The sequence below is a fragment of the Pseudonocardia hydrocarbonoxydans genome (assembly GCF_006539565.1).
In the GTDB taxonomy this organism is placed as follows: domain Bacteria; phylum Actinomycetota; class Actinomycetes; order Mycobacteriales; family Pseudonocardiaceae; genus Pseudonocardia; species Pseudonocardia hydrocarbonoxydans.
The window spans coordinates 1-14,952 of sequence record NZ_BJNG01000037.1; the positions used below are offsets into that span (position 1 = coordinate 1).

Here is a 14,952-nt window from a genome sequence, read left to right on the forward strand (position 1 = left end):
CCGGCGAGCAGGGCGCCGGGACCGGACGTCGGGACGTCGTCGCGGTCGGCCGGGCCGGCCTGGACGGGGATGAGGCCGGGGGGCTCACTGGGCAGCGACGGGCGGCTCGCGAGCTCGCTCACCACGTACCTCCCCGGACCATGATCGGCCGTTCCGCCCCGGGCACAGCCTACGTCAGCCGCGGGTCCCATGACGAGGAATCCGGCGCCCGGCGAGGCGTGACATCCGGGTGAACAGGCCGTCGACCTCGCGGACCCTGAGCAGCCGCATCGCGGCCAGCGTGGCGGGTGCGGCGACGAGCAGAGCGACGACCAGCGACGTCCACGCCGTGGCGGGGGCGGGCCAGCCTGCGGGCAGCGGCAGCACCGTCACGACCCCGAACGCGACGAGCGTGCCGAGCAGGGAGGCGACCGTGACCGACGCCATGCTGCCCAGCACCTCCAGGGTCGGCAGCCGGCCCAGGCGCCGCCGCAGCAGGACCTGCCCGAGCACCGCCCCGAACACGAACGAGGCGCTGTTGGCGGCGGACAGGCCGAGCACGACCTGCTCCGGCGGCAGCGCCACCCCGGCCAGCAGAAGCATCGGGATCTTGACGCCGACGGTGAACACCTGCACCAGCGTCGGGGTCCGGCTGTCGGCCAGTGCGTAGAACACCCGCAGCTGCAGCATCGTGATGGCGTAGGGCAGCAGGCCGAACGCGGAGACGGCCAGCGCGCCGCCGAGCACCTGGGCACCGGGCACGTTGTCGGGGTCCCAGGCGAACAGCGCCAGCGCGATCGACGTGCCGAACACCGTGATCAGGGCCGAGATCGGCAGCAGGAACACCGCGGAGAGGCGGCTGCCCAGCGCCAGGTCGGACACCACGTCGGCGGTGCGGCCCTCGGCCGCGGCGCGGCTCATCCGCGGCATCAGCGCGGTGAGCAGCGAGACGCCGAGGATGCCGTAGGGGACCTGGAGCAGCAGCCAGGCGTACGTGTACGTCGCAGGTCCGGACGCCGAGGCGCCGAATGCGATCCTGATGGTGATCGCCAGGCCGATCTGGCCGATCAGGACATAGCCGACGACCCATAGTGCAAGCCCGCCGGTCTCGGTGAGGCGGCGGTCCCAGCCCCAGATCGGGCGGTAGCGGAACCCGATGCGGGATATCGCCGGGATCAGCACGGCTGCCTGTACGACGATTCCCAGCGTGGTGCCGATGCCCAGGACCAGGAGCTTGGGTTCTCCCATCCGCACGGGGTCGACGCTGATCTCGCCCGGCATCAGCGCGAAGACCCCGAGAACGACGAGTACCACGACGTTGTTGAGGACGGGGGCCCACGCGAACGGGCCGAACACACCGCGACTGTTGAGGATGGCTCCGAGTAGCGCGCCCAGGCCGTAGAAGAAGATCTGGGGCAGCAGTAGGTAGGCGAACGCCATGGTCAGGGGCGAGGCCGCGGCATCGGACGAGGGGCTGACGTAAGCCCGGATGATCAGCGGGGCTGCTGCCATCGCCACAAGGGTGCCCAGCAGGAGGGCCGAGCCGGCCAGGGTCAACAGCCGGCGGGTGTAGGTCTCGCCGCCGTCGGCGTCCTCGGTCTGGGCTCGAACCAGCAGCGGGACCAGGACGCTTGACAGTACGCCGCCGATGAGGAGCTCGTAGACGATGTTGGGCAGAGTGTTCGCGACCGTGTACGAGCTGTTGACCAGCCCAAGTCCGAGCACACCGATCAGCACGATCTGGCGCAGGAACCCGGTGACCCGCGACACCAGGCTGGCGACCGCGATCAGGCTGCTGGACCGTCCGAGCGACGGAGCGGGCTCGGCGTCGGTGACCGGCGCGAAGATCTGCGTGATCTCGTCCGACGACGGGGGCGGCGCGTAGCGCGGGCGGATGATCCCGGTCGGCTGCTCGCCGATCGGGTCGGGCCGCGGGGCGCCGGGGCGGCGCGAGTCGGCCCACGGGGGCGGGACGCCGGGCAGCCCGGGCGGGGGGCCCTGCGGTCGGCGGATCGGCCCGCGCGGGTCGGGCCCACCCGGCCCGGCGACGGGCGGGTGCCCGTCCGCGCGGAACCGGTGCGGGCCCCCGGGGTGCCCACCGGGAGGTGGACCGCCGGGCTGGGGGTGACCGGCGGGGTGCGGGGGGCGCCCGGCCGGTGGGTGCGCGGGGGGACCCGACGGGGGACGGCCGGGCTGGGGACGGCCGGAGGGGCCCGGGGCGTGCCCCGGCCCGCCGGGTGGGACCGGGCCGGGTGGTGTGCGTCCGGGCGGCGGGGGCCGGTCGGCGTGCGGGCGTCCGGGTGGGGGTGCGGCGCCGCGCGGGGTGCCGTACGGGGGTGGTCCGGGCTGTGGGGGCCCGGGATGCGGGGGTCCGGTGTGGGGCGGCGCGCCGGGGCGCGGTGCGGCCCCGCCGGGCGGGACCGGGCCACCGGGGCGGCGTTCCACCGGCGGCGGCGCCGCAGCGCCCGCGGGCGGCGGACCGGGCGTGCGGGGACCCCGCGGCGCGTCGGGGCGGGCGGTCTCGTCGGGGCGGCGGTCGTCGGGGTACGGGTCGTCGGGGTACGGGGCCCCGTCCGGCCCACCGGGCTCTATCGGGACCCCGGCGGACGGACCGGCGGGCGACCGGGGGGCTGCGGGGCGGGCACCACCGGCGTCCGACCGGGGAAGTCCGGTCGCCGGGGTGGAGGCTCGGACGGTCCGGACCGGGCGGACGGCGCGGGTCGGTTCCGGCCAGTGGGCGGGCCAGCCGGGATCGGTCCGCTCGACGCCGGAGGACCGGTCGTCGACGTCGCGTTCGCCGGCGCCGCGCGGGTGGGCGTCGTGTCCACCGGCGTGGCGGCTCCCGGAGGCGGGTTCGGGAGCCGGTTCGGGGGCGGGCCGTCCGGTGGAGCCGTGCGCCGGGGCCGGGCCGGCACCGGTTGCGTCCGGGCGTCGACCGGCGCCAGGAGCCGGTCCGCCAGCACCACCGTCTCCGCCGTGTCCGGCAGGCTCTCCGGGGAGCCCGGGCGGGGCGGGCGGGGGGTGCTCCGGCCCGGTTCGCTGCGGACCCGTCGCAGGATCCGGCGTGCCGCCAGCACCACGAGCAGCACCCCCGCGGTTCCCGTCAGCCACAGGGTGATGGTGCCGTAGGCGGTGGACCGCACCTGCAGGCGGCTCGGCGTGCCGAGCAGGCCGCCGTCGACGGTCCGGACCGAGGCGTCGACGGTGAACACGCCGGAGCGCTGCACCTCCGCGCTCGCCTGGATCTGCCGCCGTCCGAACGGGGGGACGTCGACGTCCGGGATCGGGGCGACCCGCAGCCCGGTGGTGCTGGAGACCTCCACGCGCACCCGCACCGTCACCGGCAGCCCGTTCGCCACCGTCAGCAGCAGCGGCGAGGTGGAGGTCCCCAGGGAGAACGGGCTCGGGGGTTCGAGCACCTCGACGGTCCCGCGCAGGTCCCCGATCCGGCCGGCCAGTGCGGCGGCCGCGTCCGACGCGAGCCCGGGGGTGCCCCGCCACGACGACGATGCCGGCCGGACGGCCCCGAGGCGCAGGGGGTCGAGGACCTCGGCGGGGGCGAGACCGAGCTGGTCGTCGACGACGGAGGAGGCGAGGTCGGCGATGTCGTCGAGCGCCGGTCGGATGGCGTCGACGGCGGCGGGGGCGACCTCGCGCGCGCCGGCGTCGACCGGGTAGACGAGCTCCCGCTCCGTCGTGTCGGTGGGGGTCGTGAGCGTCGAACCGAGACCGCGGGCGGTGAGCAGGCCGTCGGCGACCAGCGTGCCGAGCCCCTCCAGCAGCCCGCGGCCGCCCGCCCCGTCGGCCGCCCAGCCGCGCGGCGGCGCGATCACCAGCGGGCCGCCTGCCGGGGCGTCCTCGGTGGCCCGGAACGCGACGGCGCCGAGCACGTCCTGCCCGGCGAGCGGGCCACCGGCCGGGGTGACGGCGGCCGCCCCGCCCCGCCCCGTCGGCACCGCGGTCGCCGTGGAGGCGCCCCCGGCGGCGAGCGTGACCAGCGGGTCGGTGACGACCGCGGTGGTGGCCGGTCCGGCGGTGGCGACCGGCAGCGTCCCGACGGGGTCGGCACTGGAGGGCAGGTCGAGCCCGTCGGCGGAGAGCACCAGCGAGCTCACCCCGGCCTCGGTCAGGGTGGCCAGCCCCGGCTCGTCGACGACGCCGTCGGCGGGCCAGGCGGTGGCGGGCAGCACCGGGGTGCCGAGCAGGTCGGTGACCAGGTCCCGCCCCGCGGTGACGGCGGTGACCGCCTTGGCGGCGAGGTCGCCGCGGGTGAGCGCGACGACGTCGGCGTCGGCGAACGGGAGGGCGAGCACGCACATGCCGCGCGCGGCGGCGGCGAACGCGGCGAGCCAGGCCCCCGCGGCCTCGGCGCCGCGTCCCGGGACGAGCCCGCCGTCGGGGCCGCGCACCTGGTAGCCCTGGCTCATCTGCTGCGCGGTCTGCAACAGGTCGGCGTCGGCGACGACGCAGGTGGCGGTGCGCACCGGCGATCCGGCCGGGGCCGCCTCGGCGAGCGCCGCCACGAGCCCGCCGAGCCGTCCGCCCGGGGCGAAGGAGTCGGCCAGGGTGTCGTCGGTGAGCTGCACCGGTTCGCCGGGGACCGTCGCCAGCCGCCGCGGGACGTCGACGACCGGGTAGAGCAGCGAGAACGGTGTGGCGGCCGGGGGTGGGGCGTCGGTCGTCGCCGTGCCGTCGAGGTCGGGCAGCCCGACCACCGGCAGCAGCATGCGCACGGCGGCGAGCCGGGCGCGGTCGCCGTCGCCGGGGACGCCGTTGACGTTGACCAGCAGCTCGTAGACCCCGCCCGTCCGCAGGGCGAGTGTCGTCTCGGGGGCGCCGCTCAGCGGCACCGTCAGCCGGACGGGCACCTGCTCCCCCACCTGCAGGGCGTCGGGCAGCTCCTGGAACTCCGGGGCGATGGCGTCGGTCGGGGCGCTGCCGCCGAGCGCGTCGCGGACGGCCCCCTCGGTGGTGAGCGGCCGGCCGCGCTGCAGCCGGACCCCGATGTCGGAGACGGTCTCGTCGCCGGTGTTGGTCAGGGTGCCGGTGACGGTGAGCACGGTCGGACCGTCCGCGGTGACGACGCGCGGCGCGAGCTCGTCGAGCCGCAGCGTCAGCGGGGCGGCGGCCGGCGGGGCAGGCTCGCGCGGTGCCGCGGACGCCGCGCCGGTGGCGGCGCCGGTGAGCAGCACGACGATGATCGCGACCAGAGCCGCGACCGGCTTCACGCGGAGTCCTCCAGCAGTTCGGTGGCGCGCCGGATCAGCCGCCGTTCGTCGGCGTAGGCCAGCCGCGACTCGAGCTCCCGCAGCGGCACCCACGCCACCTCGGAGACCTCGACGTCGGAGTCGGACAGCTCGCCGCCCAGCGCGCGCATGAGGAAGTGGTGCACGGTCTTGTGGACGCGACGGTCCTCGGCGACGAACCAGAAGTCGATGGTGCCCAGGGGTGCGACCACGGAGCCGATGATGCCGGTCTCCTCCTCGACCTCGCGCACCGCCGCCTGCTCCGCGGTCTCACCGGCCTCGATGTGCCCCTTGGGCAGCGACCAGAGCAACCGGCCGCGCCGGTCGAGGCGGCCGATGACGGCGGCGGTGCCGGAGGCGTGGTCGACGACGAGACCGCCCGCGGACGTCTCGTCGACGGTGCGCAGCCGGCGTCTCCGGTCCGGTGGGCCACCCGCGCGGCGCCCACCCGAGCGACCGCGGGATGTGGACATGTGGCGATGGTAACGAGCCGATCGCGACCGCACCGGTGACGCGCTGGCCGGTATCCCGGCACGCGCCCCCGGGGCGGCCCCTAGACTGACCGGTCGTGCCTCCCACCGACCTGCTGCGCGCCCAGCACAATGCGCTCGTGGACCTCGTGCCGATCCCGCCGGTGGCCGACGAGCTGGCCGAGCGGTTCGCCGCGGCCGGTCACCGGCTGTACCTGGTCGGCGGCAGCGTCCGCGACGCCCTGTTGGGCCGGGGGGTCAGCGATCTCGACTTCACCACCGACGCCCGGCCGCAGGACGTGCTGGCCGCGCTGTCCGGCTGGGCCGACGCGGTGTGGGACACCGGGATCGCGTTCGGCACCGTCGGGGCGCGCCGCCACGGCCACATCGTGGAGATCACGACGTTCCGCGCCGACAGCTACGACGGCGTCACCCGCAACCCGGTGGTCGCGTTCGGCGAGTCGATCGACGAGGACCTGGTGCGCCGCGACTTCTCCGTCAACGCGATGGCCGTCGAGCTGACCGGCACGCGCACGTTCGTCGACCCGCACTCCGGGCTCGCCGCGCTGCACGCCGGCACCCTCGACACCCCGGCCACGCCGGAGGAGTCGTTCTCCGACGACCCGCTGCGGATGCTGCGCGCCGCGCGGTTCGTCTCCCAGCTCGGCCTCACCCCCGCGCCCCGGGTCGTCGCGGCCATGACGGCGATGGCGGGCGAGCTGTCGCGGATCACCGCCGAGCGGGTGCAGACCGAGCTGTCCAAGCTGCTGCTCGGTGCGCACCCGCGACGGGCGATCGAGCTGCTCGTCGACACCGGGCTGGCCGAGATCGTGCTGCCCGAGGTGCCCGCGATGCGCCTGGCCGTCGACGAGCACATGCAGCACAAGGACGTCTACGTCCACTCGCTGGTGGTGCTCGAGCAGGCGATCGAGCGCGAGACCGACGGCCCCGACCTCGTCCTGCGCCTGGCCGCGCTGCTGCACGACATCGGCAAGCCCGCCACCCGGCGCAAGGAGGCCGACGGGCGCGTCAGCTTCCACCACCACGAGGTCGTCGGGGCCAAGATGACCCGCAAGCGGCTGCGCGAGCTGCGGTACCCGCGTGCGGTGATCGACGAGGTGGCCCAGCTGGTGTTCCTGCACCTGCGCTTCCACGGCTACTCGGGCGGCACCTGGACCGACTCCGCCGTGCGCCGCTACGTCACCGACGCGGGTCCCCTGCTGGATCGGCTGCACCGGCTCGTGCGGTCGGACTGCACCACCCGCAACCGCCGTCGCGCCGCCGCCCTGCAGCGCAGTTACGACGGGCTGGAGGAGCGGATCGCCGCCCTGCGCGAGCAGGAGCAGCTCGACTCCATCCGTCCCGACCTCGACGGCAACGCGATCATGGAGATCCTCGGCATCCCGGCCGGTCCGGCGGTGGGCCGGGCGTACAAGCACCTGCTGGCGGTGCGGATGGAGCAGGGCCCGCTGACGCGCGACGAGGCCGAGGCCGAGCTGCGGCGGTGGGCGGCGGAGCAGCAGTCCGTCTGAGGCGGTCCGAGTTCCTGCAGTTCAGGGGCGGGGGGCCCGGCGCAGCTGCCGGTCGTGCACCAGCAGGCCCACCACGTAGAGCAGCGCGGCCCCGGCCAGCAGGGCGGGCGAGCGGCCGTCGGGCGGGCTGAGCAGGGCCGTCACGGCGACGGCGATGACGTAGCCGACGTTGAACACGATGTCGTAGAGCGCGAACACCCGGCCCAGCACGCCGTCGCCCGCCTCGCCCTGCACCGCGGCGTCGGTGCACAGCTTCACCACCTGCCCGGTCATCCCGATCACGAACGCCGCCGCCATGACGGCGGGCAGGCTGAGCAGCGCGGCGAGGGCGAGCTGGGTGACTGTGGCGACGAGCAGGGCCAGCCGCACCGTCCGCGCCCGGCCGACGTGGTGCACCAGCCACGGCGTCACCAGCGCGGCGACGCCCAGCCCGGCCGCGGCCAGCACCACCGCCTCCCCCAGCCCGGCGAACCCGGCCCGCAGGACGCCCTGGTCGGTGAAGGCGTAGCGGAACAGCAGCAGCGTCGTGAGCGTGTTGACGCCGAACGCCAGCCGGTGCGCGGCGAGGGCGGCGAAGGACGCGGCGACCGACGGGGTGCCCGCGACCGCCCGCGCGCCGTCGACGAAACCCGTGGCGACCGCACGCGCGGTGGTGCGGGAGTCGTCGGTGCCGTCCGGGCCCAGCTGCCGCTTCCGGAAACCGGCGGCGAGCACCGCGGCCAGCACCGACCCGAGCACCGCGACGGCGACGGTGGCGGCCGAGCCGGCGTCGTCGGCGCCGAACAGGGCGCGCAGGCCGACCGCGCTCACCCCGCCCAGGGCGGAGACCGCGGCGCCCGCGGTGACGGCGAGGGTGTTGGCCTCCACGAGGTGGCGGCGCGGCACCACGTGCGGCAGGGCCGTCGACAGCCCGGCCAGCACGAACCGCGCCACCCCGGCCACCGACAGCGCGGCCACGTACAGGCCGGGCCCGGTGACCCCGCCCAGCACCACCCCGGCGACGACGAGCACCAGCGCGCCGCGCAGCAGGTTGGCGAACAGCAGGACCTGGCGGCGGTCCCAGCGGTCGAGGAGGGTGCCCGCGAACGGCCCGATCAGCGAGTACGGCAGCAGCAGCACCGCGAGGCCCGCGGCGACGGCGAGCGGGTCGGCCTGGCGTTCGGGGTTGAACAGCAGCGCGCCGCCGAGCGCGGCCTGGAACATCCCGTCGCCCCACTGCGCCGCGAACCGCAGGCCCAGCAGGCGGGCGTAGCCGGCGGTGGCGACGAGCCCGGCGAGGCCGAGCCGGTCCTCGGCGGGGGGCGTCGGCACGGGGGAAGGCTACGCACCGGCGGAGGGTGCGACGATGGGGCCGTGGTGGACGAGCGCTCCCCGGACCCGACGGGCATCGCGCCCGGGATGCTGCTCGTCGCCGCCCCCGGGCTGACCGACCCCAACTTCGCGCGCACCGTCGTCTACGTCATCGAGCACCGCCAGCAGGGCAGCCTCGGCGTGGTGCTGAACCGGCCGAGCGAGGTCACCGTCGCCGACGTGCTCCCGCGCTGGGCGACGCTGTCCTCGGCGCCGCCCGCGGTGTTCGTCGGCGGCCCGGTGGAGTCCGAGACCGCGCTGTGCCTGGCGACGCTGCGCGCCGGGCGCTCCGCCGAGGCCGTCGACGGGCTGGTCGCCGTCCGTGGCCCGGTGGCGCTGGTCGACCTCGACACCGACCCGACCGCCCTGGCCCCCCACCTGCGAGGTCTGCGCGTGTTCGCCGGGTACTCCGGATGGGACGCCCGCCAGCTCGCCGGGGAGATCGACCGCGGCGACTGGATCGTCGTCCCTGCCCTGCCCGACGACGTGGTGGCCGGTCAGGGCCCGCAGCTGTGGTCGCGGGTGCTGCGGCGCCAGGGCATGCCGGTGGCGCTGCTGGCCACCTTCCCGGCCGACGTCCGGCACAACTGACCCGCCCCGCCCGACCAACCGCGGCCCCGCCGCGCCCGCCCCGCCGCGCCCGTCCGGTGTCGCAGTGGGGTGGCTTCACTGCAACTCGGTTGAAGTAAAGCCACCCCACTGCAACCGGCCACGCCGCCACGCCGCCGCGCGGGGGCGTCGGCGCCGCGTCAGGATGGACGCATGCCCCGCCCCCGCCCCGACACCCCGGGCCCCGGCCAGGAGTCCGTCTGGGACTACCCCCGCCCACCCCGCGCCGAGGCCGACCACCGCCGCGCCGTGCTCCGCTACGGCGGCGTGGTCGTCGCCGACACCACCGACCTGGTCCGCGTGCTGGAGACCAGCCACCCGCCGACCTTCTACCTGCCGCGCATCGCGTTCGGGGAGTATCTCCGGCCGGTCGAGAAGACCACGTTCTGCGAGTGGAAGGGCGTCGCCCGCTACGTCGACGTGGTGGTCCCCGGCGCGGAGCCGCTGCGCGAGGTCGGCTGGTGGTACCCCGAGCCCGACCGCCGCTACCCGGAGCTGCTCGACCGGGTGGCCGTCTACGCGGCGCCGTTCGACGCGATCACGCTCGACGGCGTGCCCGTGCAGCCCCAGCCCGGCGGCTTCTACGGCGGCTGGGTGACCCCGGAGGTGGTGGGGCCGTTCAAGGGAGGTCCGGGCTCGTGGGGCTGGTAGGCCGGCAGCCGGCCACGAGCTCACAGCCCGCGCACACCCCGGCGCACGCGGGGGCCGGTTCCGGCAGCGCCGCGGCGGCCCGCTGACCCACCATCCCGCCGAACGCGCCGAGCACCAGCACGCCGACGAGCGTCACGGCGAGGACGACCACCGACACCGCCCCGGCGGGGCCCGCGGCCAGCACCGCCCCACCGGCGACGCCGACCGCCCCCGCGGCCCCGACCGGCGCCGCGGCGACCCTGTTGGCCAGGACGAACGCGGCGTCGGAGGCGAGGGTCTCGGCGGTGCGGACGCCGAGGCGGCGGTTGCGTGGGAGCCGCCCGCGGGCGCCCAGCACCGCGACGGCGAGCAGCGCCAGGCCGACGAGCACGAGCAGCGCGGCGACGACCAGGCGGGGCACGAGGGGCACGGGACCAGCGTAGGTCAACCCGATCGCGGCCCGGACGGCCCCGGCGCTACCCTGGACGAGTGGCCCGTCGCCTTCTTCTCGAGGCCGCGCCGGTCTGAACACGACCCCGGCGCGGTGACCCCTCCTGCCTCATGGCGGAGGGGTCGTCTGCTTTCCGGGCCAGACACGAACACTCCGGGATGGACATGAGCACCGACACCAGCACCGCCGTCGACACCGACGCCCCGCCGTTCCGCTACGGCGCCGCGCTGGCCACCGAGATCGAGCGCCGCTGGCAGGACCGCTGGGAGCGCGAGGGCACCTTCCACACGCCGAGTCGTCCCGGGCCGGACGCGGGCGAGAAGGTCTACCTGATGGACATGTTCCCGTACCCGTCCGGGTCGGGGCTGCACGTCGGGCACCCGCTGGGCTTCATCGGCACCGACGTCCTGGGCCGTTACCTGCGGATGAACGGCCGCACGGTGCTGCACACGATGGGCTTCGACTCCTTCGGGCTGCCCGCCGAGCAGTACGCCGTGCAGACGGGCACTCACCCGCGCACCACCACCGAGGCCAACATCCGGCGCTACAAGGAGCAGCTGCGCCAGCTGGGCCTGGCCCACGACGACCGGCGCTCGGTGGCGACCACCGACGTCGAGTTCTACCGGTGGACGCAGTGGATCTTCCTGCAGATCTACAACGCCTGGTACGACCCGGAGCAGCAGCGGGCGCGCCCGATCGCCGAGCTGGAGGCCGAGTACGCCGCCGGTCGGCGCGGGCCGTGGGCGGAGCTGTCGCGCGTCGAGCAGCGCCAGGTGATCGACGGCCACCGGCTGGCCTACATCTCCGAGGCGCCGGTGAACTGGTGTCCCGGGCTGGGCACGGTGCTGGCCAACGAGGAGGTCACCGCCGACGGCCGCAGCGAGCGCGGCAACTTCCCGGTGTTCCGGCGCAGCCTGAAGCAGTGGATGATGCGGATCACCGCGTACTCCGACCGCCTGGTCGCCGACCTGGACCGCCTGGACTGGCCCGACTCCGTCAAGGCCATGCAGCGCAACTGGATCGGCCGCTCCGAGGGAGCCGTCGTCCGGTTCGCCACGGCCACCGGCAGCGGCGCACTCGCCGACATCGAGGTCTTCACGACCCGTCCCGACACCCTGTTCGGCGCTACCTACATGGTCCTGGCGCCCGAGCACCCCCTGGTGTCGAGCCTGACGCCGCTGGAGTGGCCCGAGGGCACCGACGAGCGCTGGACCGGCGGTTCCTCCACCCCCGCGCTGGCCGTCGAGGACTACCGGTTCGAGGCCGGGCGCAAGACCGATCTGGACCGCCAGGAGAACAAGCAGAAGACCGGCGTGTTCACGGGCGCGTACGCCGTCAACCCGGTGAACGGCCGGGAGATCCCGGTCTTCGTCGCCGACTACGTGCTGATGGGCTACGGCACCGGCGCGATCATGGCCGTGCCCGGCCAGGACCAGCGCGACTGGGACTTCGCCGCGGCGTTCGGGCTGCCGATCGTGCGCACCGTCGACCCGGGTGACTGGGAGGGCGAGGCGTTCACCGGCGACGGCCCGGCGATCAACTCGGCGAACGAGGAGATCAGCCTGGACGGGCTGGGCGTCACCGAGGCCAAGCGCGCGATCACCGACTGGCTGGTGGCGCGCGGCGACGGCGAGGCGGTCACCCAGTACAAGCTGCGCGACTGGCTGTTCTCCCGCCAGCGCTACTGGGGCGAGCCGTTCCCGATCGTCTGGGACGCCGACGGCCTGCCGGTCGGGCTGCCCGACTCCGAGCTGCCCGTCGAGCTGCCGGAGATCGACGACTACTCCCCCAAGACCTACGACGCCGACGCGGCCGATACCGAGCCGGAGCCGCCGCTGTCGCGCAACGAGGAGTGGGTCGTCGCCGAGCTGGACCTGGGCGACGGCACGGCGAGCTACCGCCGGGAGACCAACACGATGCCGCAGTGGGCCGGCTCCTGCTGGTACCACCTGCGCTACCTGGACCCCGACAACACCGAGCGGTTCGTCGACCCCGACATCGAGAAGTACTGGCTGGGCGCCGACCCGTCGAAGCCCGGCGACCCGGGCGGTGTCGACCTGTACGTCGGCGGCGTCGAGCACGCCGTCCTGCACCTGCTGTACGCCCGCTTCTGGCACAAGGTGCTGTACGACCTGGGCCACCTGAGCTCCGAGGAGCCGTTCCGGCGGCTGTTCAACCAGGGCTACATCCAGGCCTTCGCCTACACCGACGCCCGCGGCACCTACGTGCCCGCCGAGGAGGTCGTGGAGGCGGCCGAGGGTGGTTTCACGTGGAACAACGAACCCGTGCGGCGTGAGTACGGGAAGATGGGCAAGTCGCTGAAGAACGTGGTGACGCCCGACGAGATGTGCGAGCGATACGGCGCCGACACGTTCCGGCTCTACGAGATGTCCACCGGCCCGATGGACGTGTCACGGCCGTGGTCGACGCGCGACGTCGTCGGCTCGCAGCGGTTCCTGCAGCGGGTGTGGCGCAACCTGGTCGACGAGCACACCGGTGAGACCCGGGTCGTCGACACCGAGCCGGACGTCGACACGCTGCGCGCCCTGCACAAGGCGATCGCCGGGGTGCACACCGACTACCGGGCGCTGCACTACAACACCGCCGCGGCGAAGCTGATCGAGCTGAACAACCACCTGACCAGGTCCGGCACCGCCGTACCGCGGTCGGTGGCCGAGGCGCTGGTCCTGATGATGGCGCCGCTGACGCCGCACGTCGCCGAGGAGCTGTGGTCGCGGCTGGGGCATCCGGAGACGCTGGCCTACGCGCCGTTCCCGGTGGCCGACGAGCGCTACCTGGTGGCTGACACCGTCGAGTACCCGATCCAGGTCAACGGCAAGGTGCGCTCCCGGGTCACCGTCGCCGCCGACGCCACCCCGGCCGAGGTCGAGGCGGCGGCGCTGGCCGACGAGAAGGTGGCGGCGGCGCTGGGGGGCAAGGACCCGCGCAAGCTGATCGTCGTGCCCGGGCGCCTGGTGAACGTCGTCGTCTGACGCCGGTCAGCGGCGCCTGCGCGGCGGCTTCGGCTTTGGGGCGCCGGGGGTGCCGCGGGCGATCGCGACGAAGTCGGAGTGCGTGAGCCAGGCCTCGACGGTGTCGACGACCGCGGTGGCGTCCTTGATCGCGTTGGGGCCCTCCGCGGTGGGCACCGTGCCGTCGGCGTGGGCGACCTCGGCGCGGTTGTGCAGCGAGCGCAGCAGGCGGCCCGCCTCCGCGTCGAGCCCGCGTTCGCGGACGACGTGCCGCACGAACGCGGTGACGACCGCGGCCGGCTCGGGCCCGGGCGCGCGACCCAGCTCCAGCAGTGCGGCCTCGGCGGCGGCGAGCGCGGCCCGGAACGCGAGCGCCACGGTCTGCGCCGCGAACCCGGTGGTGCCGAGCAGGTGCGCGGCGAACAGCTCGTCGCGCGCCCGCGCGACACCCGTCCCGGGGGTCATGCGACCACCCGTGCCTCGGCCGCGACCCGCGCCAGCAACGACGTGCCCGGCGCGGCCAGGTCGGCGGCGCTGACCGGCACCGCGGTCACGGTCAGCCCGGACCGCTCGGTGTGCCGCCACAGCACCTCGTCCATCCGGTGCAGCTCCTCCCACGGCGAACGCAGGTCGGCCAGCACCACGGCGAGCTGCAGGTCGGACTCCCCGGGGCCCTCGCCGCGCACCCACGACCCGAACACCAGCACCTGCTCCAGCCGGTCGCCGTAGAGCATCCCGAGGTCGACGGCGACGGCGGCGGGCAGGTCCTCGTCGCCCGCCGTCGGATCCGGGAAGGTGCTCGCGAGGCGCTCGGCGTCGGCGCGGGTGATCAGGTCGACGTCGGCGAGCCAGTGCACGGCGCGGCGCCGCCCGCGGGCGCCCCGGTAGCGGAACCACTGGTCGCGCAGCTCGGGGAACTCGAACAGGGTGTCCTTGAAGCGGCGGAACGCACCCGGACCACTGATCGCGCGGTCGAGCAGGTCGGCCGCCCGGCGGTGGTGCACGGCGGCGACGAACTGCGCCATGTCCTGGTAGCTCTCGCGCGACTCGGTGCGCCGGATCCGCACGCCCGTGGGCTTCGGGCCGCCGACGTCGGCCAGGTGCGAGGTGATCGCGCCGGACTCGGGGTCGATCCACCAGGAGACGCCGGCCGTGCGGTCCTCGAGGGCCGCGTACAGCTCGTCGATATCAACCGACGCCGGATCGAGCATCCGTCAACGGTACCGCCGCGGGGCTCAGCACGACCCCTGCGAACGGCCTCCGAGCGCCGAAGCGAGCAGAATCGCGCCCCAGATGCCGAGCGGGAACATCGGCCAGAAGAACAGCAGGGTGCCCGAGGCGACGGACGTGATGCCCCAGATGGTGATCAGCACGATCGCGGTGCCGCCCCAGGAGCGCCACTCGTCGTACCACTCGGCCTTCTCGACGGCCCCGCGGTCGGGGACCGCGGGCGCGGCGGGGGCGGGGGCCGGCAGGTCGGCGACGAGCTTCTCCAGCTCGCCGTAGGTGCGGGCGGCGTAGGCGTCGCGCAGGCGCTCGTCGAAGTCGGTCAGGTCGAGCCTGCCCTCGTCGACGGCGTGCTGCAGCCGCTGCGCCACCGCGGCCCGGTCGGCGTCCGAGGCCCGCAGCTGCGCCCGATCCTTCTGGGCCCGTTCCGTCTGCGCCAGATCCTTCTGGGCCCGTTCGATGTCCCCGCTCACGGCAGCCAGGGTA

Annotated in this window: 12 protein-coding genes; 4 read left to right on the plus strand and 8 right to left on the minus strand. The window is 75.2% G+C overall.

The annotated features are described in order from the left end of the window. Positions 1-174 precede the first annotated feature (174 nt). The 3 genes from murJ to PHY01_RS20025 form a co-directional block, all read right to left on the minus strand. Positions 175-1,749 (minus strand): murein biosynthesis integral membrane protein MurJ, encoded by a 1,575-nt coding sequence (murJ, locus tag PHY01_RS20015; protein ID WP_246086023.1) that lies wholly within the window; start codon positions 1,747-1,749, stop codon positions 175-177. Positions 1,750-2,567: 818 nt separating this feature from the next. Then, positions 2,568-5,207: a DUF6049 family protein gene (locus PHY01_RS20020; protein WP_141280655.1), complete on the minus strand. Its 2,640-nt coding sequence runs from the start codon at positions 5,205-5,207 to the stop codon at positions 2,568-2,570. Beyond that, positions 5,204-5,698: an NUDIX hydrolase gene (locus PHY01_RS20025; RefSeq protein ID WP_141280657.1), complete on the minus strand. Its 495-nt coding sequence runs from the start codon at positions 5,696-5,698 to the stop codon at positions 5,204-5,206. The genes PHY01_RS20020 and PHY01_RS20025 overlap by 4 nt, the downstream gene beginning before the upstream one ends. 95 nt (positions 5,699-5,793) lie before the next feature. On the opposite strand from PHY01_RS20025, the gene PHY01_RS20030 reads away from it, so the two are divergent. Then, positions 5,794-7,227 carry a CCA tRNA nucleotidyltransferase gene (locus tag PHY01_RS20030; RefSeq protein WP_141280659.1) on the plus strand — a complete coding sequence of 478 codons (1,434 nt, stop codon included), beginning with the start codon at positions 5,794-5,796 and terminating at the stop codon, positions 7,225-7,227. A 21-nt stretch (positions 7,228-7,248) separates the two neighbouring features. Here PHY01_RS20030 and PHY01_RS20035 read toward each other — a convergent pair whose 3' ends face one another. Continuing rightward, complete coding sequence (locus PHY01_RS20035; protein WP_246086024.1) at positions 7,249-8,538, minus strand: MFS transporter; 1,290 nt, start codon at positions 8,536-8,538, stop codon at positions 7,249-7,251. A gap of 42 nt (positions 8,539-8,580) precedes the next feature. Between PHY01_RS20035 and PHY01_RS20040 the strand changes: the two genes are divergently transcribed. Both PHY01_RS20040 and PHY01_RS20045 read left to right on the plus strand, forming a co-directional pair. After that, the gene (locus tag PHY01_RS20040) at positions 8,581-9,168 is read left to right on the plus strand and encodes a YqgE/AlgH family protein (protein WP_281283679.1); all 588 of its coding nucleotides are present in this window, start codon (positions 8,581-8,583) and stop codon (positions 9,166-9,168) included. A 171-nt stretch (positions 9,169-9,339) separates the two neighbouring features. Beyond that, positions 9,340-9,837: a DUF427 domain-containing protein gene (locus PHY01_RS20045; protein ID WP_141280661.1), complete on the plus strand. Its 498-nt coding sequence runs from the start codon at positions 9,340-9,342 to the stop codon at positions 9,835-9,837. Here PHY01_RS20045 and PHY01_RS20050 read toward each other — a convergent pair. Continuing rightward, on the minus strand, positions 9,806-10,246 hold the full coding sequence (locus PHY01_RS20050) for an SdpI family protein (protein ID WP_141280663.1): 441 nt from the start codon (positions 10,244-10,246) through the stop codon (positions 9,806-9,808). The genes PHY01_RS20045 and PHY01_RS20050 overlap by 32 nt on opposite strands. Before the next feature lie 185 nt (positions 10,247-10,431). Here PHY01_RS20050 and leuS point away from each other — a divergent pair, with 185 nt between their 5' ends. Then, entirely contained in the window at positions 10,432-13,260 is a 2,829-nt protein-coding gene (leuS, locus tag PHY01_RS20055; RefSeq protein WP_141280666.1) for a leucine--tRNA ligase, read from the plus strand. Between the two features lie 6 nt (positions 13,261-13,266). Here leuS and PHY01_RS20060 read toward each other — a convergent pair whose 3' ends face one another. Genes PHY01_RS20060 through PHY01_RS20070 form a run of 3 tightly spaced genes read right to left on the minus strand, consistent with a single transcriptional unit; the run spans position 13,267 to position 14,939 of the window. Next, positions 13,267-13,704: a hypothetical protein gene (locus PHY01_RS20060; protein WP_141280668.1), complete on the minus strand. Its 438-nt coding sequence runs from the start codon at positions 13,702-13,704 to the stop codon at positions 13,267-13,269. Then, positions 13,701-14,450: a UPF0158 family protein gene (locus PHY01_RS20065; RefSeq protein WP_141280670.1), complete on the minus strand. Its 750-nt coding sequence runs from the start codon at positions 14,448-14,450 to the stop codon at positions 13,701-13,703. The genes PHY01_RS20060 and PHY01_RS20065 overlap by 4 nt, the downstream gene beginning before the upstream one ends. 24 nt (positions 14,451-14,474) lie before the next feature. Beyond that, a complete protein-coding gene (locus PHY01_RS20070) occupies positions 14,475-14,939 on the minus strand; it encodes a DUF1707 SHOCT-like domain-containing protein (RefSeq protein ID WP_246086025.1) in 465 nt (154 codons plus the stop codon). Between the last annotated feature and the right edge of the window lie 13 nt (positions 14,940-14,952).